The organism is Pseudomonas sp. Fl5BN2, from assembly GCF_009908205.1.
Lineage (GTDB): Bacteria > Pseudomonadota > Gammaproteobacteria > Pseudomonadales > Pseudomonadaceae > Aquipseudomonas.
Genome location: NZ_JAAARL010000029.1, coordinates 45,257 through 66,477, shown reverse-complemented (window position 1 = coordinate 66,477; position 21,221 = coordinate 45,257). Strand labels below are relative to the sequence as shown.

General features: G+C 59.9%; 18 protein-coding genes and 1 tRNA gene. 5 read left to right on the top strand and 14 right to left on the bottom strand.

Annotated elements, in window-relative coordinates:
- Positions 1-89: 89 nt before the first annotated feature.
- Positions 90-869 (top strand): ferredoxin-NADP reductase, encoded by a 780-nt coding sequence (fpr, locus tag GV819_RS29300; RefSeq protein ID WP_007923929.1) that lies wholly within the window; start codon positions 90-92, stop codon positions 867-869.
- A gap of 67 nt (positions 870-936) precedes the next feature.
- On the opposite strand, the gene tsaA is transcribed toward fpr, so the two are convergent.
- The 6 genes from tsaA to rimO all read right to left on the bottom strand — a co-directional run bounded on the left by tsaA (position 937) and on the right by rimO (position 5,894).
- Positions 937-1,632: a tRNA (N6-threonylcarbamoyladenosine(37)-N6)-methyltransferase TrmO gene (tsaA, locus tag GV819_RS29295; RefSeq protein ID WP_161759537.1), complete on the bottom strand. Its 696-nt coding sequence runs from the start codon at positions 1,630-1,632 to the stop codon at positions 937-939.
- 119 nt (positions 1,633-1,751) lie between these two features.
- Positions 1,752-2,522 carry an SDR family oxidoreductase gene (locus GV819_RS29290; protein WP_161759519.1) on the bottom strand — a complete coding sequence of 257 codons (771 nt, stop codon included), beginning with the start codon at positions 2,520-2,522 and terminating at the stop codon, positions 1,752-1,754.
- 123 nt (positions 2,523-2,645) lie between these two features.
- On the bottom strand, positions 2,646-3,107 hold the full coding sequence (locus GV819_RS29285) for a DUF1456 family protein (RefSeq protein WP_161759518.1): 462 nt from the start codon (positions 3,105-3,107) through the stop codon (positions 2,646-2,648).
- 64 nt (positions 3,108-3,171) lie between these two features.
- The gene (locus GV819_RS29280) at positions 3,172-3,882 is read right to left on the bottom strand and encodes an rRNA pseudouridine synthase (RefSeq protein ID WP_161759517.1); all 711 of its coding nucleotides are present in this window, start codon (positions 3,880-3,882) and stop codon (positions 3,172-3,174) included.
- 82 nt (positions 3,883-3,964) lie between these two features.
- Entirely contained in the window at positions 3,965-4,438 is a 474-nt protein-coding gene (locus GV819_RS29275; RefSeq protein ID WP_161759516.1) for a GNAT family N-acetyltransferase, read from the bottom strand.
- A gap of 118 nt (positions 4,439-4,556) precedes the next feature.
- Complete coding sequence (gene rimO, locus GV819_RS29270; RefSeq protein WP_161759515.1) at positions 4,557-5,894, bottom strand: 30S ribosomal protein S12 methylthiotransferase RimO; 1,338 nt, start codon at positions 5,892-5,894, stop codon at positions 4,557-4,559.
- 380 nt (positions 5,895-6,274) lie between these two features.
- Between rimO and GV819_RS29265 the strand changes: the two genes are divergently transcribed.
- Positions 6,275-8,116 carry a potassium transporter Kup gene (locus tag GV819_RS29265; protein WP_372242125.1) on the top strand — a complete coding sequence of 614 codons (1,842 nt, stop codon included), beginning with the start codon at positions 6,275-6,277 and terminating at the stop codon, positions 8,114-8,116.
- A 168-nt stretch (positions 8,117-8,284) separates the two neighbouring features.
- On the opposite strand, the gene GV819_RS29260 is transcribed toward GV819_RS29265, so the two are convergent.
- The 3 genes from GV819_RS29260 to GV819_RS29250 all read right to left on the bottom strand — a co-directional run bounded on the left by GV819_RS29260 (position 8,285) and on the right by GV819_RS29250 (position 12,580).
- Positions 8,285-9,577 (bottom strand): virulence factor family protein, encoded by a 1,293-nt coding sequence (locus GV819_RS29260; RefSeq protein WP_161759513.1) that lies wholly within the window; start codon positions 9,575-9,577, stop codon positions 8,285-8,287.
- Positions 9,577-12,225: a bifunctional lysylphosphatidylglycerol flippase/synthetase MprF gene (gene mprF / locus GV819_RS29255; RefSeq protein WP_161759512.1), complete on the bottom strand. Its 2,649-nt coding sequence runs from the start codon at positions 12,223-12,225 to the stop codon at positions 9,577-9,579. Before mprF ends, GV819_RS29260 begins: the two co-directional genes overlap by 1 nt.
- A 278-nt stretch (positions 12,226-12,503) precedes the next feature.
- Positions 12,504-12,580 (bottom strand) — tRNA-Met (locus GV819_RS29250).
- A 295-nt stretch (positions 12,581-12,875) separates the two neighbouring features.
- Here GV819_RS29250 and dinB point away from each other — a divergent pair.
- Positions 12,876-13,940: a DNA polymerase IV gene (gene dinB / locus GV819_RS29245; RefSeq protein ID WP_161759511.1), complete on the top strand. Its 1,065-nt coding sequence runs from the start codon at positions 12,876-12,878 to the stop codon at positions 13,938-13,940.
- A gap of 67 nt (positions 13,941-14,007) precedes the next feature.
- On the opposite strand, the gene GV819_RS29240 is transcribed toward dinB, so the two are convergent.
- The 4 genes from GV819_RS29240 to GV819_RS29225 all read right to left on the bottom strand — a co-directional run bounded on the left by GV819_RS29240 (position 14,008) and on the right by GV819_RS29225 (position 18,785).
- Positions 14,008-14,961 (bottom strand): hypothetical protein, encoded by a 954-nt coding sequence (locus tag GV819_RS29240; protein ID WP_161759510.1) that lies wholly within the window; start codon positions 14,959-14,961, stop codon positions 14,008-14,010.
- A 17-nt stretch (positions 14,962-14,978) separates the two neighbouring features.
- Positions 14,979-16,694 carry a proline--tRNA ligase gene (locus GV819_RS29235; RefSeq protein ID WP_161759509.1) on the bottom strand — a complete coding sequence of 572 codons (1,716 nt, stop codon included), beginning with the start codon at positions 16,692-16,694 and terminating at the stop codon, positions 14,979-14,981.
- 129 nt (positions 16,695-16,823) lie between these two features.
- Positions 16,824-18,389, bottom strand: coding sequence for an AmpG family muropeptide MFS transporter (locus GV819_RS29230; RefSeq protein WP_161759508.1), 1,566 nt, complete (start codon positions 18,387-18,389; stop codon positions 16,824-16,826).
- A 42-nt stretch (positions 18,390-18,431) separates the two neighbouring features.
- Positions 18,432-18,785, bottom strand: coding sequence for an MGMT family protein (locus GV819_RS29225; protein WP_161759507.1), 354 nt, complete (start codon positions 18,783-18,785; stop codon positions 18,432-18,434).
- Between the two features lie 158 nt (positions 18,786-18,943).
- Between GV819_RS29225 and GV819_RS29220 the strand changes: the two genes are divergently transcribed.
- On the top strand, positions 18,944-19,951 hold the full coding sequence (locus tag GV819_RS29220; RefSeq protein WP_161759506.1) for a DUF481 domain-containing protein: 1,008 nt from the start codon (positions 18,944-18,946) through the stop codon (positions 19,949-19,951).
- 120 nt (positions 19,952-20,071) lie between these two features.
- Here the strand turns inward: GV819_RS29220 and GV819_RS29215 are convergent, their stop codons facing one another.
- Positions 20,072-20,281, bottom strand: a complete 210-nt coding sequence (locus tag GV819_RS29215) for a cold-shock protein (protein ID WP_002554837.1) — start codon at positions 20,279-20,281, stop codon at positions 20,072-20,074.
- Positions 20,282-20,633: 352 nt separating this feature from the next.
- Here GV819_RS29215 and dcd point away from each other — a divergent pair, with 352 nt between their 5' ends.
- Positions 20,634-21,200, top strand: coding sequence for a dCTP deaminase (gene dcd, locus GV819_RS29210; RefSeq protein ID WP_161759505.1), 567 nt, complete (start codon positions 20,634-20,636; stop codon positions 21,198-21,200).
- Positions 21,201-21,221 lie beyond the last annotated feature (21 nt).

Below are 21,221 nucleotides of genomic sequence, written 5' to 3'. Positions count from 1 at the left end.
AATCCAGTTAACAGATATTGTCGCCGCCATTAGAATGCTGTGCAATTGCGCTCATGGTTAGCGCAGGCAATTTCTAGGAGCCCCCGTACATGAGCAACATGAACCACGAGCGTGTCCTCAGTGTTCATCACTGGAATGACACTCTGTTCAGCTTCAAGTGCACCCGCGATCCGGGTCTGCGCTTCGAGAACGGTCAGTTCGTGATGATCGGCCTGCAACAGCCCAATGGCCGTCCGCTTATGCGTGCTTACTCCATTGCCAGTCCGAACTGGGAAGAGCATCTCGAGTTCTTCAGCATCAAGGTTCCAGACGGTCCATTGACTTCCCAACTGCAGCATTTGAAGGAAGGCGACGAGATCATCATCAGCAAGAAGCCAACCGGTACCCTGGTACTGGATGACTTGAAGCCGGGTAAGCATCTGTACCTGCTCAGCACCGGTACCGGTCTGGCGCCGTTCATGAGCGTGATCCAGGATCCGGAAACCTATGAGCGTTTCGAAAAAGTGATCCTGTGCCACGGCGTACGTTACGTCAACGAAGTCGCCTACCGCGAGTTCATCACCGAGCACCTGCCGCAGAACGAGTTCTTCGGTGAAGCGCTGCGTGAGAAGTTGATCTACTACCCCACCGTGACCCGTGAGCCGTTCGAGAACGAAGGCCGCCTGACCGACCTGATGCGCAGTGGCAAACTGTTCAGCGACATCGGCCTGCCGCCGATCAACCCGCAGGACGACCGCGCCATGCTGTGCGGCAGCCCGAGCATGCTGGATGAAACCAGCGAAGTGCTCAACAGTTTCGGCCTGACTGTTTCGCCGCGCATGCGCGAGCCGGGCGACTATCTGATCGAGCGCGCATTCGTCGAGAAGTAAGCGTCCCGCCATATTGAAAAGCCCGCGTTGCCTGTGAAGGCAGCGCGGGCTTTTTTGTTTTCGCGGCTCAGCTTGCCGGCACGACTTCCAGTACTCGGATCAACCCGGGTTGGGGATAGTGCCAGCGCACGTCCAGATCCCAGAACTGGGCGCCGTACTCTCGCTGCGCAGTCGGCGTTTGATAGGCGGGGCGGGGGTCCTGAGCCAGGCACTGCTCGATCAGCTCTACCAAGGGTTCCTGCAGGCGCTGAGCGTGAATCTGAGCCTGTTGCAAGGCGCTGTCCTGCCACTGCACGGGAATGATCTGTGGCGCGGCGCTGGCGATGTCATTGCTCGCTGTGGGAATGATGTCGGCGTAGGGCACGTAGGGCTTGATGTCGAGGATCGGCGTGCCGTCCAGCAGGTCGATGCCGGAAATCCACAGGCGGCCAGCCTCGACCTTGTCCAGTTTGACCACCGACTGACCAATGCCGTTGGGCCTGTGGGTGGCTCGGGTGGCGAAGACCCCCATGGACTTGTTACCTCCCAGGCGCGGCGGACGTACCTTGAGCCGCGGCTTGTCTTCCAGGGCTTGGTGAAACAGGAACAGCAGCCAGACATGGCTGACCTGCTCCAGCCCTTGCACGGCGTCGCCCTGATCGAAGGGCGCCAGCAGTTCCAGCACCCCGCGCGCAGCCGGGGCCAGCTGTGGTTGGCGCGGGATGGCGAACTTTTCCTTGAAGCAGGAACGCACGAAGCCGATGGGGGAAACGCTGTAGGTCATGTTCTGGGGTCGAGGGCGATGGGGGAGGGGCATGATAACCCGTTCGCTGGCAAGCCAGCTCCTACAACGCCCCGTGCAATCTGTAGGAGCCGGCTCGCCGGCGAAGCGCACGACACCGATCAGAGACTGAATCCACCATCCAGAGGAATGATATTCCCAGTCATGTAAGCCCCCGCCGTGCTCGCCAGGCTGATGGCCAGGGCCGCCATTTCTTCTTCCCTGCCCCAGCGTTTCATCGGGATCAGCGCCACGTCTTCGGCCAGGGCCTGTTCATCGTTGCCGATGTGCTGGGTCATCTTGCTGGGAAAGCGCCCCGGGGCAATCACATTGACGTTGATGTGCTGGTCCACCAGTTCCCGGGCGAGAATCCGCGACATCTGGTGCAGCGCCGCCTTGCTCGGGCCATAGGCGTAGGCCTGTTCGCCAAAGGAGCAGATCGCGGCCACCGAGCCAATGTTGATGATGCGTGCCGGGTTGTCCGCCGAGCCAGCCTTGCGCAGCAGCGGTAACAGTTGCTGGATGCAGCTGAACACCGAAGTCACGTTCAATTGCATGACCTTTTCCCAGCCCTTGGCCGGGTAGCTTTCCAGTGGTGCGCCCCAGGTGGTGCCGGCGTTGTTTACCAGGATGTCCAGGGACTCAAGCTGGCAGCCCAAGGTGGTGGCGAGTTGTTGCACGCCATCTTCGCTGGCCAGGTTGGCGACTAGCCCTCGGCAATCGCCAAACGCTGTCAGTTCCTCAGCGATCTGTTGGCAGGCTTCTGGATCACGGGCGCAGATATAGACTCGGGCACCTGCTTCGACAAAGGCCTTGGCGATCATCTTGCCGATGCCACGGGTGCCGCCGGTCACCAGAGCGGTGCGGCCTTGCAGGGAGAAGTAGGGATGCATGACGAATCCTGAGCAGATGAGGGTGTGCCTACCCTAGTCTTCAGGCGTTCGCTGGGGAGCCACTATTGCGTTGCGCAATAGCAGCTCATCAGGGGCGCTGACGGTATTCGTCGGCGCCAGGGCTCAACCGCGTACGCGCAGGGTCAAACCCTTGAGGAAGTTGCGCAGCAGTTGGTCACCGCAAGGGCGGTAGTTGGTGTGGCCGAATTTGCGGAACAGCGCGCTCAGCTCTGGCTTGGACACTGGGAACTCGGCGGCCTTGAGCACTGCGTGCATGTCGTCTTCCTTCAGCTCAAAGGCCACTCGCAGCTTCTTCAGGATGATGTTGTTGGTCACTGGCAGTTCGATTGGCAGCGCTGGACGGCTTTCATCCTTGCCGCGCTTGAAGATCACCAGGCCATCGAGAAAATGTGCCATGACCTCGTCCGGGCAATGCACAAAGCCTTCTTCCTCATCCTTCTTCAGGTAGCTGGCGAGGTCGTCCGGGCTGACTTTGAAGCCGGTGAGCTTGATGATCTCGATGACCTTCTTGTCGCTGATATCGAGCATGTAGCGCACGCTGCGCAGTACGTCGTTATGAATCATGGTTACAGTCCTGATCAATGCGTGTTGAGCGCCGTGCAAGGGCACGGCGTCTGAATCGAGTGGCTTAGAATTTCTCTTTGGCCGACAGGTAGCGCCATTGGCCCAGCGGCACTTTGCCGATGGAGACACCGCCGACACGGATGCGGCGGATGGCGACGACCTTGAGGCCGACAGCTTGGCAGAACAGGGCGATCACGCCCGGTTGCGGGTTCTTCATGGCGAACCGCAGGCGATTTTCGTTCTGCCAGCTGGCTTTCACGGGTGGCAGTTCACGGCCTTTATAGGTCAGGCCGTGATTCAGGCGGTTGAGGCCGTGGTCGATCATCTCGCCGGAGACTTCGACGACATACTCCTGCTCGATCTTGGCGGCGTCGGCAGTCAGCTTGCGCAGCACTTTCCAGTCCTGGGTGAACACCAACAGGCCGCTGGCATTGGGCTGCAGGTCGTCGCTGGCAGTCAGGCGCAGGAAGTGCCCGTTCAGTGGCCGTTTGCCATAGCGGTGTTCTTCCGACAGGCTGGCGGCGTTGATGGACTGCATGGCGCTGTCCAGGTCCTGACCGGCGGGCACGTTGAGCAGGATAGTGACCGGCTCCGGAGCAGTGGCCTTGGCCTCCGGGTCGAGGGCGACTGTTTGCGCACCGACCTTGAACTGCGGTTCGTCGATGACTTCGCCGTCTACGGTGACCCAGCCGCCCTCGATGAACAGCTCAGCCTCCCGGCGGGAGCAGCCGACCAGTTCGATGAGGCGTTTGGAGAGACGAATCGGGTCAGTCATGACAGGGGCCGTAACAAAAGGGGGCAGCCATTGTACCTGCCTGGCGCCGGTTAATCGCGGGTCCATTTGCCGGCTGTGGCTTTTAGCCGCGTCGGGCCAGCAGTTGTGGCTGTTTCAGGCGCATGTGCAGCAGTGGGTAAGGCTGGCCCATGCCGTCCTGCTCCGAGCGGCCAATGATTTCGAAGCCCAGCCTGAAGTAGAAGCCCAAGGCTTGGGGGTTCTGTTCGTTGACGTCCAGCACCTGGGCATTCAGGTGATCCACGGCGTACTGCAGCAACTGCCGGCCCAGGCCCTGGCCGCGATGGGTGGGATCGATGAAGAGCATTTCGATCTTGCCTGCCGCGACCCCGGCGAAACCGGTGATGCGCAGCCGCTGATCCCGGGTGCAGATCAGCATCACCGCATCCAGGTAGCGGGTTAGCATCAGGTGCTTCAGCTGCTCTATATAGCTGTCCGGGAGAAAGTCATGGGTGGCGCGTACCGACGCTTCCCAGACCTGGGTCAGCTCCTGGTAGTCACTGAGTTTCGGTGTATGGATAACCGAGTGTTGGCGCATGCCGCCTGCCCCTGAGGTGATCGGCCGCACTGATTGCGAACCTGGCAAGAGCACACGATAGACCGAAAAAAGCCCCGCATCTCGTTGCGAGAGCGGGGCTTGGCAGTTTTTTTACGCCTTACAGGGTTTCGGCCCAGAGGTCGTATTCGTCGGCGTCGGTGACTCGGCACCAGACCTTGTCACCCGGTTTCAGATCGCCGGCGCCATCGATGAAGACGTTGCCATCGATTTCCGGGGCATCGAAGAAGCAGCGGCCGACCGCACCGTTTTCGTCGACTTCGTCGATCAATACTTCAATTTCCTTGCCGACGCGCTGTTGCAGGCGCGCCGAACTGATTTCCTGCTGGTGCGCCATGAAGCGTTCCCAACGGTCTTGCTTGACCTCGTCCGGCACCACTTCCAGGTCCAGATCGTTGGCCGGAGCGCCTTCTACCGGCGAGTACTGGAAGCAGCCGACGCGGTCCAGCTGGGCTTCGGTCAGCCAGTTCAGCAGGTACTGGAAGTCTTCCTCGGTTTCGCCGGGGAAGCCGACGATGAAGGTCGAGCGGATGATCAGCTCGGGGCAGATTTCGCGCCAGTTCTTGATCCGCGCCAGGGTCTTGTCTTCAAAGGCCGGGCGTTTCATCGACTTGAGGACTTTCGGGCTGGCGTGCTGGAACGGGATGTCCAGGTACGGCAGGATCTTGCCGGCGGCCATCAGCGGGATCAGTTCGTCCACGTGCGGGTACGGGTACACGTAGTGCAGACGGACCCAGACCCCCAGGGTGCTCAGGGCTTCGCAGAGCTCGGTCATGCGGGTCTTCACCGGCGCGCCGTTCCAGAACCCGGTGCGGTACTTGACGTCGACGCCGTAGGCGCTGGTGTCCTGGGAGATCACCAGCAGTTCCTTGACCCCGGACTTGACCAGGCGCTGGGCCTCGTCGAGCACATCGCCCACCGGGCGGCTGACCAGCTTGCCGCGCATCGACGGGATGATGCAGAAACTGCAACTGTGGTTGCAGCCTTCGGAAATCTTCAGGTAGGCGTAGTGCCGCGGGGTCAGCTTGATGCCTTGCGGCGGCACCAGGTCGATCAGCGGGTTGTGGTCCAGCTTGGGCGGCACCACTTCGTGCACTGCGTTGACCACTTGCTCATACTGCTGCGGGCCGGTGACCGCCAGCACGCTAGGGTGCACGTTACGGATATTGCTTTCTTCCACGCCCATGCAGCCGGTGACGATAACTTTGCCGTTTTCCTTGATGGCTTCGCCGATCACTTCCAGGGATTCGGCCTTGGCCGAGTCGATGAAGCCGCACGTGTTGACCACCACGACATCGGCGTCCTGGTAGGTAGACACTACGTCATAGCCTTCCATGCGCAGTTGAGTAAGGATGCGCTCGGAGTCGACCAGAGCTTTTGGGCAACCCAGGGATACGAAACCGACTTTCGGATTGGCCGGCGCGGAAGGGGTGGACATGTCTAACCTCGGTATTGGGTGTCGAGCCACTTGGGGGGCAAGTGCGACGGTTGGGCGCTGACTGCGCCTCTGATCAAAAAGTGCGCAATTCTAGCGATGGTCGAGGCGCTTGACCAGCTTTATGCAGGGGAAATACGACGAGCGCTGGGCTATGCTTGATCCCGTTATGCCCGGTTGTTTTCATCCGGCGTTAGTTGAGGTCGTAGTGGTAATAAAAACCCCTGGGTTACATGGCAAACTGCACAACTTCAGACAATAGCGCTTGTATAACCTTGCGCTTTCTATATAAGAAGCCCCGGTCTTGGTAGTAGGAGTCATTGATGGGTCAGGCAAGTAGTCAGGCAGCGGGTGGCGAGCACTCCGGGGCCAAGCCTCTGGGGATGTTGGTGGCGGCGGTCGGGGTGGTGTACGGCGATATCGGTACCAGTCCGCTCTATACCCTCAAAGAGGTGTTTTCCGGCAGTTATGGGGTCCAGGTCAATCACGATGGCGTGTTCGGCATCCTGGCTCTGATCTTCTGGTCATTGGTCTGGGTCGTTTCGATCAAGTACGTGCTGTTTATCCTGCGCGCGGATAACCAGGGTGAGGGCGGAATCATGGCCTTGACCGCGCTGGCTCGGCGTGCGGCGGGCTCCTATCCACGCTTGCGTTCGGTGTTGGTGATTCTCGGCCTGATCGGTGCCGCGTTGTTCTATGGCGACAGCATGATCACCCCGGCGATTTCGGTGTTGTCGGCGGTGGAAGGGCTTGAGCTGGCGTTCAGTGGCCTGGAGCACTGGGTCGTGCCGCTGGCACTGGTGGTGCTGGTGGCGTTGTTCCTGATCCAGAAGCACGGTACCGATCGTATCGGCAAGCTGTTCGGTCCAGTCATGGTGCTGTGGTTCGTGATCCTGGGCGTACTGGGCGCACGCGGCATTCTCCAGCACCCGGAAGTGCTGCAGGCACTGAACCCGGTATGGGGCGTGCGTTTCTTCATCGTGCATCCGGGCATGGGCGTGGCGATCCTCGGCGCGGTGGTCCTGGCGTTGACCGGTGCCGAGGCTCTGTACGCCGACATGGGGCACTTTGGGCGCAAGCCCATCGCTCGTGCCTGGTTCGCCCTGGTGCTGCCGGCGCTGGTGCTTAACTACTTCGGCCAGGGTGCGCTGCTCCTTGAAAACCCAGATGCGGCGCGTAACCCGTTCTACCTGCTGGCGCCGGGCTGGGCCCTGATTCCACTGGTGGTTCTGTCGACCCTGGCTACGGTGATCGCCTCCCAGGCGGTGATTTCCGGGGCCTTCTCCCTGACCCGGCAGGCTATTCAGCTGGGCTACATTCCGCGTATGTACATTCAGCACACCTCCAGTGCCGAGCAGGGGCAGATTTATATCGGTGCAGTGAACTGGGCGCTGATGGTTGGGGTGATTCTGCTGGTGCTGGGCTTCGAGTCCTCCGGTGCCCTGGCTTCGGCCTACGGTGTGGCAGTGACCGGAACCATGCTGATCACCAGTATCCTGGTGGCCGCCGTGATGCTGCTGCTTTGGAAGTGGCCGCCGGTGCTGGCGGTGCCGGTGGTGGTGGGCTTCTTGTTGGTGGATGGGCTGTTTTTCGCCGCCAACGTACCGAAGATCCTCCAGGGCGGTGCTTTCCCGGTACTGGCGGGGATAGTGCTGTTCATCCTCATGACCACCTGGAAGCGCGGTAAGGAGCTGCTGGTAGATCGCCTGGACGAAGGTGGCCTGCCCCTGCCGATCTTCATTGGCAGCATCCGTGTCCAGCCTCCGCATCGGGTCCAGGGCACCGCTGTATTCCTCACTGCGCGCCCGGATGCCGTGCCTCACGCCTTGTTGCACAACCTGCTGCATAACCAGGTACTGCATGAACAAGTGGTGCTGCTGACGGTGGTCTATGAGGACATTCCACGAGTGCCCGCGCAGCGGCGTTTTGAGGTGGATTCCTATGGTGAAGGCTTCTTCCGGGTGATCCTGCACTTCGGCTTTACCGATGAGCCGGATGTGCCGCAAGCCCTGAAGCTGTGCCACCTGGATGAACTGGACTTCAGCCCGATGCGCACCACCTATTTCCTCAGCCGCGAGACGGTGATCGCCTCCAAGCTCGAAGGCATGGCCCGTTGGCGAGAAGCGCTGTTCGCCTTCATGTTGAAGAACGCCAACGGCAACCTGCGCTTCTTCAAGCTACCGGTTAACCGGGTGATCGAGTTGGGAACCCAGGTCGAGATTTAAGCGAGTAAACCCAAAGCCCCCGCATTGCGGGGGCTTTTTTGTGCCTGGAGTATTCGTCGCTAGGTTTGCTGCAGGTGAAAAAAAGCCCTCGCAGGGAGGGCTTCAATCTTGCAGCAGTATCCGGTTTGCCGGAGTTCAAGGCCGCCTGAGCTTGGCTCCAGGCTGTGATCAGTTACTGGCGCTGTCTTTGGCCTGACGTTTCTCGATGGCATCCACCAGGCGCTTGGCCAGTGCCGGGTAGTTCTCATCAAAGTGATGGCCGCCAGGCAGCTTCATGGCTTCGCCGACTGCAGTCTTGTCGGTGCAACCGCTCTCGTCGACTTCTTCCACGCCATAGATGCACACCACTTTTGCAGGCGGCAGCTTGGCCATTTCCGGGCCGGTAGCGGCTTCTTTGCCAGCATTGCCCAGCCAGCCTTCGACTTCGATTTCGAAGCTGCCAGTGCGGGCGAAGGCCAGCAGGATAATGGCGTCGATGCGTTGCTGTTCGGCTTCCGGCAGGCGGTTGTAGATGGCCGGAAGGACGTCGGCGCCGAAGGAGTATCCGGTCAGCACGAAGCGCTTGGTACCCCATTTCTGCCGGTAGTGCTGCATCAGCTCGGTGAGGTCGATGGCGCTTTGTTCCGGGCTTTTGTGCTGCCAGTAGTAGCGCAGTGTGTCGATGCCCACCACCGGATAGCCGATCTTGGCCATTTCACCGGCTACGTCGCGGTCCAGGTCACGCCAGCCGCCATCGCCCGAGAGGAACAGGGTCACGGTGTCCTTGGTCTGGCCGGCCGGGACTTCCACCACGGGAATGCTCAGGCCGCCGTTTTCCGAGCCTACCAGCAGCTTGCGCAGCTCGTTGTTCAGTACTTGAGGCAGGTGGATGTCGTAGTCGCTGATGCTGGTGGTGGCATTGGGGGTGTCACGCACGAAACCAGCGCTTTCATCATCTGGGTTGTCATTCCAGGCCACCAGCCAATGGCCGTGGGCCAGGGTCTTGGGCAATGGGTCGGTGCATCCAGGTACTGGGTTGATGGTGAAACCCACCGATATGGCTTGGGCCTGATCGTCGTTCTGGCTGGCGATCCAGCGCCAGGCCAGTGCCGCGCCTGGGCCAATGCCGCTGACCAGGGTCGCTGGACCCGCTAACTGGGGCAGGGCACTTTGCAGGGCTTGCTCCTGCAGTTTGCAATCATCCTTGGGCAGGATCACCTGAACGATCTGTGCCGCGCCGCTGCGGCTCAGGGTCAGCAGCTGTTTGTCGGTCAGGGTCGAGTCAGGCAGCACCGCCACCACTACCCGGGCCTTGGCCTTGGTGCCTGGGGTCACGCGAGTCAGGGTCGAGCCGTCGGCCTGGGGCAATTGTTCCAGAGTCGGTTCGGGTGCGGGGCGATTCCACCACCAGTAACCACCACCCGCAATCAGAGCCAGCACCACCACTGTGGCCAGCAGATACCGCCAAGAGCGTTGAATCATCAGCGTTTCACCAATCCAGTCAAGCCACCCGCAATCAGGGCGGCAGTGTCGGCCAGCGCTACCAGCGGGTCCAGCCCGGCCGGTACGGCCATGTAACGGGGTTCCCAGTCAGGCTGGAACTTGTCTTTGAAGCGGCGCAAGCCTTGGAAGTTATACAGTTGCTCGCCGCGGCGGAAAACCATCGAGCCGAGGCGTTGGGTCAGTGGTGCTCCACGGCGTGGTTGCAGCCCGGAAAGCGGCACCATACCCAGGCTGAAGCGGGCATATCCATGATTTTTATAATGCTGGATCAGGCCGACCATCATGAACTCCATGGTCAGCTTTGGGGCGTCCGGGTGCGCGCGCATCAAGTCGAGGCTGGCCAGTTCATGGCTGTAGGTCTCGAGCAGGTTGGCGAAGGCCACTGGGCGTCCTTCAAAATGAATGATCGCGATGCGGAAGTGCTTGAGGTAATTGTCGCTGAAACGTCCCAGGGAGAAGCCTTTCTCCCGGACATTCTTACCGGTCAGCCAGGCATCGGAAATCACCCGCAACTCGTCCATCGGCGCCTGACCGGGCTCGTGGATCTCCAGCGACAGCCCATCGCGGCTCCCACGGTTCCAGGTGTAGCGCAGGTCCTTCATCTCTTTGCCCTTGGCTTCGAGATCAAAGCGCTTGAGGTCGACTCGGGCTTCTTCCCCGAGCTTGATTGCGGTCAGGCCGATGTCCATGTAGTAGGGCAGGTTCTCTGCCCGTACCTGATAGAACACCGGGCGAGCATGGTGCACATCACACAGGTCGCGGAACTGCCAGATCATTTCGGCGCGCTGCTGAGTCGGGCCGATCGGGTCATACAACGCTACCAGGCTGCGCCCGCGGCGGGCATACATGAGGAATGCGTCGTCGTTGGGGTGGAACAGCAGGGCCTTGTCGCCAGTCAGTGCGAGGCCGCCGTCGGGCTGGGACGAGGCCATGAGAATCTGCGCGGCCTTGTCCAGTTCTTCGCTGGTAGGCAGATGGATCACCGGGCGTGCGGTACGCAACAGCCAGGTCAGGGATACCACTACCAGCAGTACCGCTGCTCCTAGCAACGAGCGCAGGCCGCGTGGTGCGTCGGCATCCAGGGTGAACTGCCACCACAACTGGTGACTGTAGGGAACGTCCTGATAGGCGAACAACAGCAGCCAGATGGAGGCGCCGAGCACGCAAACACTGGCCACCAGGTACAGCGGCGAGAAGGGCAACTCGGTCAGGCGGCTAGGGCGATAGAACGAGCGCCGGAAGACCGCCAGCAGGCTGGCAGTCAGGGTCATCAGGCAGGCCTCTTCCCAGTCGAACCCTTTGAGCAGGGAGAGCAGGGCGCCCACCAGCAACAGAATGGTGGTGAGCATCCAGGCGGCCGACAAGCGCCGGCGCAGGCCTTGGGCCAGCAGCAGGCAGAGCACGCCGATCAGGCTGGCGCCAAAGTGCGAGGCGTCTACCAGCCGATGGGGGATCAGGAAGCCGATGTGCTGTAGACGAGTATCGATTTCCGGAGTGGCGCCGGAGAACAGCAGAACCACGCCAGAGAGGAATACCAATACTGCGAGGATCGGTGCGGCCAGGCCGGAAGCCACCCTTAGAGACTGGCGGGTCTGGAACAGGCGCTGGGCTTCATTGATCAGCAGCAAGACGCAGGCCACCAGCATTGGCAGCACCACGTAGATCAGGCGATACAGCAGCAGGGCCGCGGCCAGTGGCGCGGCGCCAAGCTTGTCGGCGAACGCTGCCAGCAGGATGGCTTCGAACACCCCGACACCACCGGGTACGTGACTGAGTACTCCGGCAGCCAGGGCCAGCAGGTATACCAGCATGAAGGCGCCGAAAGGCGGTGCTTCGGGCAGCAGCAGGTAGAGCACAGTGGCGGCTGCGGCGACGTCCAGGGCGGTGATGATCAGTTGCAGGAAGGTCAGGCGTCGCCCTGGCAGGCGCAGGGTACGGCGTCCGACCCGGACCAGCAGGTTGTCACGCAGTGGCTGCTCCGGCAGGCGTCGGCGATAGATGCCAATAGCCAGTACCGCGCCCAGCAGCAACACGGCGATCGCAATGCCCGCCAACAGGCTTTCGGGCAGGCGCAGCGCCGTCGAGGCTGCGGGTAGATTACTCAAGGTCGCCAAGGCGGCCAGAGGCGGTAGTGCGCACCCCAAGGAGAGGCTGGCAAATAGGCTCATGTGGGCGACATCAGAGGCCCCCAACCCGTGGCGTGCATAAAGACGATAGCGCACCGAACCGCCGGATAGCAGCGATAGGCCGATGGCGTTGCCGATGGCGAAGGCAGTGAAGCCACCCAGCGCCAGGGTGCGGCCGGGCAGGTTGACCCCGGCATAGCGGCTGGCGGACCACTCGTAACCCAGCAGAATGATAAAGCCGACGATGGTCGCACCTAGGGCACCAAGCAGCGCAGGCTTGGGCACCTCAAGGATCGAATCGTGCAGGGCGTAGAAATCCAACTCGCTGAGCAGGTGTCGGCAAGCGATCAGGGCAATGGCAAACAGCAGCAGCGTTACAGCCAGGCCGATGGGTTGGCGGTATTTGCTCAACAGGTCCAGCCAGCGCAAGCGAGTGACTGTAATAGGTTGAGTTACTGTAGCGGTGTCGGTGTCTTGTGAATCAGACGTGTTGGCGCGCATCAATCACCTCGTGGATTGTGCGCGACAGGATGGAGGTATCCAGCCAAGTTACCAATCCCTGTAGAAAAAATAATTTCAAATATTAACGCGTCTCACCGTGGCCCGGCGACCCTGCACGATCGACACGGGGTGGTTGCTCGAGACAGAGCATAGCTCGCATCTTGAAGGTGACGAAGTGTTACTAAAGGTTCGCAACACTTTGGCAGATCATTGTTGCGAAAGGACTTTTTCAGCGGATACAAAAAAGGCCACTCTTTCGAGTAGCCTTTTTTGATGTTTGGTTGCGGGAGCCGGATTTGAACCGACGACCTTCGGGTTATGAGCCCGACGAGCTACCAGACTGCTCCATCCCGCGTCTGTGTGGCGGCATTCTACAGCGTTGCGGGACCCTGTCAATCACTAAATTTTAAAAAATGCTTCCGGTTCAATCGCTTAGCGTCTGAAAATGTCCAGTTGATCAGGTGTTGCCCTAGGTAGAACGTGGCTTTCAGCGCTATTGGAGGTTTTTTGAGTAGTGGGCAAATAAATTCGGCTGAACCCCATGGCTACTGATACAGGGATGCAAGGTACTGGTGCTATATACAGGTGTCGGTGGATACTTGCCTTCTGTCTTCATTTTGACTTCTGCCTTTCATGATCTCCTCCTTTATATGATGCAGCGCAAAATCATCCACATTGACTGTGATTGTTTCTACGCGGCCATCGAAATGCGTGATGACCCACAGCTGGCCAGTAAACCGCTGGCGGTGGGTGGGGCCGCGGATCGACGGGGGGTGATTGCTACCTGCAATTATGAGGCACGGGCTTATGGCGTCCGCTCGGCGATGTCGTCACGGCACGCACTGGGCCTTTGTCCGGACCTGGTGATCGTCAAGCCACGAATGGATGCTTATCGCGAGGCGTCGAAAGAGATTCACACGATTTTTCGTGATTACACCGATCTGATCGAGCCGTTGTCCCTGGACGAAGCCTACCTGGATGTCTCCGAAAGCCCGAGTTTTGCTGGCAGCGCCACGCGTATTGCTCAGGACATCCGTCGTCGAGTCTCCAATCAGCTGCATATCACTGTGTCAGCGGGTGTGGCGCCGAACAAGTTCCTGGCCAAGATTGCCAGTGACTGGAAAAAGCCCAACGGGCTGTTCGTGATCACTCCGGACCAGGTGGAGGATTTTGTCTCGGAGCTGCCGGTGAGCAAGTTGCATGGTGTGGGCAAGGTCACGGCGGACAAGCTGGGGCGTCTGGGTATTGTCAGCTGTCTGCAACTACGGGACTGGAACAAGCTGGCTTTGGTGCGCGAGTTCGGTAGTTTTGGCGAGCGCCTGTGGGGGCTGGCCCGGGGTATTGATGATCGGCCGGTGCAGAATGACAGCCGGCGGCAATCCATCAGTGTGGAGAATACCTACGACGTGGACCTTCCGGACCTGGACAGCTGTCTGCAAAAGTTGCCGGAGCTGATGGAAACGCTGGCGGGCCGCATTGCCCGAATCGACAGCAGTTACCGGCCGGGCAAGCCGTTTGTCAAAGTGAAGTTCCACGACTTCACCCAGACCACTTTGGAGCAGGCCGGCGCGGGGCGAGATTTGGAGAGTTATCGGCAGTTGCTGACCCAGGCCTTCAAGCGCGGTGGCAAGCCGGTGCGGCTTCTGGGAATTGGTGTGCGTCTGCAGGATCTGCGCGGTGGGCACGAACAGCTGGAGCTGTTCCAGGGAGTGTAGGGGGCGTTTGTCAGCGAGCCAGGCGCCGCGGTTTGCCCGGGGCGCCACAATCGCTGGTTAAGGAGGATCAGTTCCTGCCTGGATCCGCCACCAGTCGGCCGGCGTTCTTGGTCAGAGACTTGAGAAACTCGTTTTGCAGTTCCGGATCATTGCGCGTCAGCTCGATCAGGCTCTGCTCCAGCTCGCTGGCTTCTTCTTCAAGGCCCAGTTCCGATAGACGTTTGACCCGGTGTACCCATTGGCTCACTTCGTCATCTTCAAGGTCGTCGTAGATCAGTGCGTGAGCTTCCAGCAGTTTGCTCCGCAAGCTGCTGCTGATGCTCAGGGATGAGTCCGAGTGCACCTCGTCCTGAGCGTCCTCGACACTGATCTGCAACTTGCCGATGTGGTTCAGATCCTGTTCGGAGAACGGGTTGTCCAGCAGGTTCAAGCGCAGCACGCCATTGCGATCGGTGCTCAGCTCGTAGGTTTCCTTGCCGGCCTTGACCTGCACCGGACGCTCGCTCCACGGCAGGCTCGAATATTCCAAGCGCTTGTCGCGCTGGACTTCATCAATCGCTGCCAGGTTCTGCTGGGCGCGGCCGTGGGACGGCATGTTCATGAATGGGTTGAGTCCGGAGACGCCGTAGCTGATCCAGTCCTTGGTGACACTGTCCGGCAGGTTGCCCAGGGCGAACACATTGACCACGTTGGCGCCGATGCCGGCCACCAGTGCCACCGCTCCCAGCGGGATCTCGTAGATCTCCCGCCAGGGTTGGTAGGGTGTATAGCGATCGTAGCGGCGGGTGACTTCGAATTCGGTGACTTCGAAGGTCTTCTGCTCGTGGATGCGTACCTGGCGTTGCGGCAGCTCAAGCACCTTAGGCTCACCGACATCGATCTGCAGGCTGTGGTCGAGCAGTTTGCGCTCGACCCGTTCCTCGTGCTCGCTGCGTTGTGACATCTGGTTGGCACAGCCGCTGACCAGCAGGGCGCCGCACAAGGCGGCGCCACCGAGGCTTAAGGTGTTTCGCTTGAACATGTCTTCTCTATCTGGTTTCAGCGACGGATACGAGCTTGGATGAAGGACAGTACGTCGGCCACCGGCAGCGCTTGCGCCTCGGCTTCGGTACGGCTCTTGTATTCCAGGTTGCCTTCGGCGAGGCCGCGGTCGCTGACCACGATCCGGTGGGGAATGCCGATCAGCTCCATGTCCGCGAACTTGATACCCGGGCTGGTCTTCTTGTCGCGATCGTCCAGCAGCACTTCGAAACCGGCGGCGGTGAGTTCCGCGTAGAGTTTGTCGGTGGCTTCGCGAACCTGTTCGGTTTCGTAGCGCAGCGGCACCAGGGCGATTTGGAATGGCGCCAGGGTGTCGCTCCAAATGATCCCGTTCTGGTCGTTGTTCTGCTCGATGGCAGCAGCCACCACGCGGGACACGCCAATGCCGTAGCAACCCATTTCCAGGGTTACCGGCTTGCCGTTCTCGCCCAGCACTTCGCACTTCATCGCCTTGCTGTACTTGTTGCCCAGCTGGAAAATGTGTCCGACTTCGATGCCGCGCTTGATTTCCAGGGTGCCTTTGCCGTCCGGGCTCGGGTCGCCGGCTACCACGTTGCGCAGGTCAGCGACGGTCGGGACGGGCAGGTCACGCTCCCAGTTCACGCCGAAGTAGTGCTTGTCGTCGATATTGGCGCCGACGCCGAAGTCGCTCATCAGCTCCACTGAACGGTCGATGATGATCGGCAGCGGCAGGTTCACCGGGCCCAGGGAACCGGCACCAGCGCCGATGGCGTCACGCAGTTCGGCTTCGGAGGCCATGACCAGCGGGCTGGCTACGCCTGGCTGGTTGGCTGCCTTGATTTCGTTCAGCTCGTGGTCGCCGCGAATGATCAGGGCGATCAGCTTGCCGGCTTCTTCGGCATGCACCACCAGGGTCTTGACGGTCTTTTCGATCGGCAGGTTGTAGCCTTCAACCAACTGAGCAATGGTTTTCGCGTCAGGGGTGTCCACCAGGCGCATTGCTTCGCTCGCAGCCGGGCGCGAGGTCTCACGAGGTACGGCTTCGGCTTTCTCGATGTTGGCTGCGTAGTCGGAGCCGTTGCTGAAGACGATGTCGTCCTCGCCGGAGTCGGCCAGTACGTGGAATTCGTGGGAGCCGGCGCCGCCGATCGAGCCGTTGTCAGCCTCTACCGGCCGGAACTTCAGGCCCAGGCGGCTGAATACGTTGCAGTAGGCCTGGTGCATACGGTCGTAGGTGACTTGCAGCGAAGCCTGGTCGGTATGGAAGGAGTAGGCGTCCTTCATGATGAATTCGCGGCCGCGCATCAAGCCGAAGCGTGGGCGGATTTCATCGCGGAATTTGGTCTGGATCTGGTACAGGTTGATCGGCAGTTGCTTATAACTGCTCAACTCGTTGCGCATCAGATCGGTGATCACCTCTTCATGGGTCGGGCCGGCGCAGAAGTCGCGACCATGACGATCCTTGAAGCGCAGCAACTCGGGGCCGTACTCTTCCCAGCGCCCAGACTCTTGCCACAACTCAGCCGGCTGAGTGCTCGGCATCAACACTTCAAGCGAGCCGGCAGCGTTCATTTCTTCACGAACGATGGCTTCGACCTTGCGCATTACCCGCAGGCCCATCGGGAGCCAGGTGTACAGGCCCGAGGCCAGTTTGCGGATCATGCCGGCGCGCAGCATCAGTTGATGGCTGATCACGACCGCATCGGAAGGCGTTTCTTTCTGTGTGGCGAGCAAAAATTGACTGGTGCGCATGGGAGGCCGTTGTCGGTTGCTGAAGACTAGAAATGACGGAGCATTGTACGGGCGACTTCCGCTGGCGTACAGGATTGCGGCCGGGGGAAGCGGGGGAGGCCGATAAAACGCCGCAACCCCCGGGAATTTCTAGGGTTCTTCGCTGACAGCGGTGCTGTTGGCGGTCGGCTCCGGCTCAGGTTTCGGCCTGGCGCGACGACTTTCCTGGTACCAGTGCAAGGCGATCAGGATCAGGGTTGGAATCCCGAGTATGGCGGTGATGAGGAAGAAGTCGTGATAGCCGAACTTCTCTACCATAACCCCGGAATAACCGCCGATCAGCCGTGGCAGCAGCAGCATGATGGAGCTGAGCAGCGCATATTGGGTGGCCGAGAACTTGAGGTTGGTCAGGCTCGACAGGTAGGCGACGAAGGCCGAGGTGGCCATGCCTGAGCTGAAGTTGTCCAGGGAAATGGTGACAATCAGCATTTCCAGATTGGGCCCCATGTCGGCAAGCATGAGGAACAGCAGGTTGGTGGCTGCGGAAGCTGCGCCACCGATGAAGAGGATTGGCAGGATGCCGAAACGCACAATCAGCAGGCCGCCCATGCCTGCCCCAAGCAAGGTCATGATCAGGCCGAAAATCTTGCTGACACCGGCGATCTGATCCTTGGTGAAACCCTGGTCGATATAGAACACGTTGGCCATTACCCCCATGACCGTGTCCGACATGCGATAGGTGGCAATCAGCCCCAACAGCAGGAAGGCTTGCCAGCGATACCGCAGGATGAAATCGTTGACCGGGGTCAGCACTGGCGCCAGCCCCCTGCGGCCCATGGCGGACAGGCACAAGGCGCTGAGGGTGATATAGAGAATCGCCCGCAGGAATGCCCGGTCCTCCAATAGCAAGTCCAGCAGGCTCATGCCGTTGAAGATCACGCTGGCGAAGTCAGTGTTGTACAACTGGGTGAAGGTAGCGGGCACCGACACCAACAGCACGATCAGCACGAATACTGAGATCAGTTGGTGGGCAAAGCTGTAGCGCCCTGCGGACAGCTGGGTGCGCAGCGGTACCGAGGGTTCACGCATCAGCAGGGTGGTGATCAGGGCCGGGATCATCAGTACCCCGAACAGCACGTAGGTGCCGGTCCAGGCCGAGTGCTTGTAGCTGAAACCGGTTGAGCCGAAGCCTTCGGCAAAGAACAGTGCCCCAGCAGTGGCCAGAAGTACCGCGACCCTATAGCCGGACATGTAACTGGCGGCCAGGGCGGCCTGGCGGCTGTCGTCGGCGATTTCCAGGCGATAGGCGTCGATAGCGATGTCTTGAGTGGCCGAGGCAAAGGCCACGATCACCGCAATAGCGATCAGCCAGGAGAGGTGCTTTTGCGGGTCGCAGAAACCCATGCCGATCAGGCCGAAAATCACCAGGGTCTGTGCCAGTACCAGCCAGGAGCGTCGTCGACCGAGCTTGCCCAGCAGCGGCAGGCGCCATTGATCGAGCAGGGGCGACCATACCCATTTGAAGGCATACGCCAAGCCGATCAGGCTGGCATAGCCGATGGTTTCGCGCGCTACACCGGCCTCGCGCAACCACACCGAAAGAGTCGAGAACACCAGCATGTAAGGCATGCCGGCGGCGAAACCAAGCAGCAACAGCACGAGCGTCGAGGGGCTGGCATAGGCGGCAAGTGCGGCGCGCCAGGTTTTACGGGGCATGGGCTGGAGTCTGCCTCAGGTTGCGGAAACAAAGCGCGCACTCTAACCGCTGTGCTCTACCGGGCGCCAGCCATGGCGCTGAATATCCACGCGATTGTTCAGGATAGAGACACCTTCGTCACGCAGTCTGGCGCGCTGTTCATCGCCTGACGGGCTGCCAGCGGGCAGGCTGATGCGACCGCCGGCGCCCAGTACCCGGTGCCAAGGCAGAACGGTCTCCGCCGGCAGTTGGCTGAGGGTGCGTCCGACCCAGCGGGCGGCTCTTCCGAGACCGGCCATCTGCGCCAGTTGGCCGTAGCTTACGACCTTGCCTGGAGGAACTAGGGCCAGGGTCAGGTAGAGCGCCGTGCGTCGGATTTGCGCGGGGCTTTGTGGGTCTTCGCCGTGTTCGGTCACATTCGCGGTTCCAGATAGTAGAAGGGACGCTGGTCAGTTGTGATGGTGAAGTCTGGATGAGTATTGAACTCACTCTCAATACCCAGGTCAGTCCTGACTAAGGCATGTTCAGCAGGAATAATGCCGTTTTTTTCGCAAGATCGAGTCCGTATTTGCCTATGTTGTCCAGAATTCTGTTGTGTTTCGCAGCGCTCAGCGCTTCCCTGCCGTCACTGGCCGATACCGTCTGGTTAAAGAATGGCGATCGCCTGAGTGGCAAGATCAAAGTCTTCGATGGCGGCAAGTTGTTGCTCCAGACCGACTACGGTGGTGCCATTTCGATCGATTGGAAGCAGGTCAAGACCCTGGAGAGCGACCAGGAACTGTTGGTCAAGCAGGACGCCTATGTGGGAGAAAAGGCCAAGTCGCTGCGGCCGGCGGAGGATGGCAAGGTCGTGTTGGCTAATGGCGAGGCGCCCAAGGCAGTCGAACTGGCGAGTATTCAGCAGATCATGAAGCCCAGGCCGTTGGTGGAGGACATGATCTGGAAGGGTAATGTCGACGTGGCCATGGACTATAAGCGCGCGGAAAAGGATACCGATGACTATGACATCGACTTCAGGACTTCTGCTCGGCATGGTGCCTGGCGTCACCATGCCCTGGGTGAGTACAACCGCGAGTTTCAGGATCATGTGGTGACCACTGACAACTGGCGCGCCGAATACGCCTTGGACCGCTTCATTACTGAGCAGTGGTTCTGGGAGGGTCGTCTGACCTACAAGCGCGACAAGGTTGAGGATCTGGCGCGGCAACGGGTGGTGGGTACGGGTCCTGGTTACCAGTTCTGGGACGATGAGTTGGGTGCGTTCTCCCTGGGCTCACTGTTCAACCGCACAGATTACGAGTACGCCGATGGCGGCGAGGACAACTTCTATTCCCTGGCCATGAAGTGGGACTACAACCGCTATCTGATAGGTAAGCGGGTGGAGTTCTTCACCAATGGCGAGGTGGGTCGGCCGCTGTCTGGAGTGGCTGATTACGCCCTGGATGCAGAAATGGGCCTGCGCTACAAGGTTACCGACTGGGCATCGTTGAATCTCAAGGCGGAGAAAGACCTGATTCGCGGTACCGAAGACAGTGATCTGGACAGGACTCGCTATACGCTGGGTTTTGGCGTGACCTGGTAGGCCGGGGCGGCCCTGGCGCATTCGAGAGGGTGTTCCATCGCGTCAGGGTGAAAACAAAATCTGCGGGCACAAAAAAACCCCGCTGTTGAGGGCGGGGTTTTTTTACTGGATCAGTACAAGTTAGATAACTTGAACTTCTTCAGCTTGCATGCCTTTCTGACCGCGGGTAGCGATGAAAGAAACCTGTTGGCCTTCTTTCAGGCTTTTGAAGCCGTCGGATTGGATAGCTTTGAAGTGTACGAACAGGTCGTCACCGGATTGTGGAGTGATGAAGCCGAAGCCTTTTTCATCGTTGAACCACTTAACGGTACCGGTTTGGCGATTAGACATGGTGTATCTCCTTGGACAAAGTTAACTGCGACTCAGGAAAAGCCCTGGCCGAGACTGAGTGCAAAGAGCAGGAAAAATTCTTGGAGATGGTTGGATCGAAATTCAACATCGTGTAGAGATTCTCAGTGACACAAGCAGCACAGTGGCGCCACCTTAACCCTTTTTCCTGAACGTGCCAATGGTCAGTGCGAAGGTTTCTCGGTTTTCGTGACTGACGGCGAGGCGTCAGTCGGCCAGCCCTTGAAAAATAAGGGGGCAGGCGAGAAAAACGCCCGAGACTTTGAACCCGGCCACGCGCCCCGGTAAGATGCCGGACAGAATTTTTTCACCTCGTTATTTCAGGACACCCGCCATGAGCATCAAATCGGACAAGTGGATTCGCCGCATGGCGCAAGAGCAGGGCATGATTGAGCCCTTCGTAGAGCGCCAGATGCGTGGCGAAGGCCAGGATCGGCTGATCTCCTTCGGGGTGTCGAGCTACGGCTACGACGTGCGTTGCGCTGATGAATTCAAGGTGTTCACCAACATCAACTCGGCCACCGTCGATCCGAAGAACTTTGATGAAAAGAGCTTCGTCGACGTCAAGAGCGACGTCTGCATCATCCCGCCGAACTCCTTCGCCCTGGCCCGCACCGTTGAGTACTTTCGCATTCCGCGCAACGTACTGACCATTTGCCTGGGCAAGAGCACCTATGCCCGTTGCGGCATCATCGTCAACGTGACCCCGCTGGAACCCGAGTGGGAAGGTCATGTGACCCTGGAGTTCTCCAACACCACGACCTTGCCGGCGAAGATCTACGCCAATGAAGGTGTGGCGCAGATGCTGTTCCTGGAGTCGGATGAAGAATGTGAAGTGTCCTACAAGGATCGCGGCGGCAAATACCAGGGGCAGCGTGGCGTGACCTTGCCGCGTACCTGAGTCCGTTTGTCTGACGAATAG

Coding starts and splice junctions, on each gene's coding strand:
- GV819_RS29220 (WP_161759506.1), top strand. CDS start 18,944: ATGTTGTCCAGAATTCTGTTGTGTTTCGCAGCGCTCAGCGCTTCCCTG.
- fpr (WP_007923929.1), top strand. CDS start 90: ATGAGCAACATGAACCACGAGCGTGTCCTCAGTGTTCATCACTGGAAT.
- mprF (WP_161759512.1), bottom strand. CDS start 12,225: ATGCGCGCCAACACGTCTGATTCACAAGACACCGACACCGCTACAGTA.
- tsaA (WP_161759537.1), bottom strand. CDS start 1,632: ATGACCTACAGCGTTTCCCCCATCGGCTTCGTGCGTTCCTGCTTCAAG.
- dinB (WP_161759511.1), top strand. CDS start 12,876: ATGATGCAGCGCAAAATCATCCACATTGACTGTGATTGTTTCTACGCG.
- GV819_RS29260 (WP_161759513.1), bottom strand. CDS start 9,577: ATGATTCAACGCTCTTGGCGGTATCTGCTGGCCACAGTGGTGGTGCTG.
- GV819_RS29265 (WP_372242125.1), top strand. CDS start 6,275: ATGTTGGTGGCGGCGGTCGGGGTGGTGTACGGCGATATCGGTACCAGT.
- GV819_RS29285 (WP_161759518.1), bottom strand. CDS start 3,107: ATGATTCATAACGACGTACTGCGCAGCGTGCGCTACATGCTCGATATC.
- dcd (WP_161759505.1), top strand. CDS start 20,634: ATGAGCATCAAATCGGACAAGTGGATTCGCCGCATGGCGCAAGAGCAG.
- GV819_RS29240 (WP_161759510.1), bottom strand. CDS start 14,961: ATGTTCAAGCGAAACACCTTAAGCCTCGGTGGCGCCGCCTTGTGCGGC.
- GV819_RS29280 (WP_161759517.1), bottom strand. CDS start 3,882: ATGACTGACCCGATTCGTCTCTCCAAACGCCTCATCGAACTGGTCGGC.
- rimO (WP_161759515.1), bottom strand. CDS start 5,894: ATGTCCACCCCTTCCGCGCCGGCCAATCCGAAAGTCGGTTTCGTATCC.
- GV819_RS29230 (WP_161759508.1), bottom strand. CDS start 18,389: ATGCCCCGTAAAACCTGGCGCGCCGCACTTGCCGCCTATGCCAGCCCC.
- GV819_RS29290 (WP_161759519.1), bottom strand. CDS start 2,522: ATGCATCCCTACTTCTCCCTGCAAGGCCGCACCGCTCTGGTGACCGGC.
- GV819_RS29275 (WP_161759516.1), bottom strand. CDS start 4,438: ATGCGCCAACACTCGGTTATCCATACACCGAAACTCAGTGACTACCAG.
- GV819_RS29215 (WP_002554837.1), bottom strand. CDS start 20,281: ATGTCTAATCGCCAAACCGGTACCGTTAAGTGGTTCAACGATGAAAAA.
- GV819_RS29235 (WP_161759509.1), bottom strand. CDS start 16,694: ATGCGCACCAGTCAATTTTTGCTCGCCACACAGAAAGAAACGCCTTCC.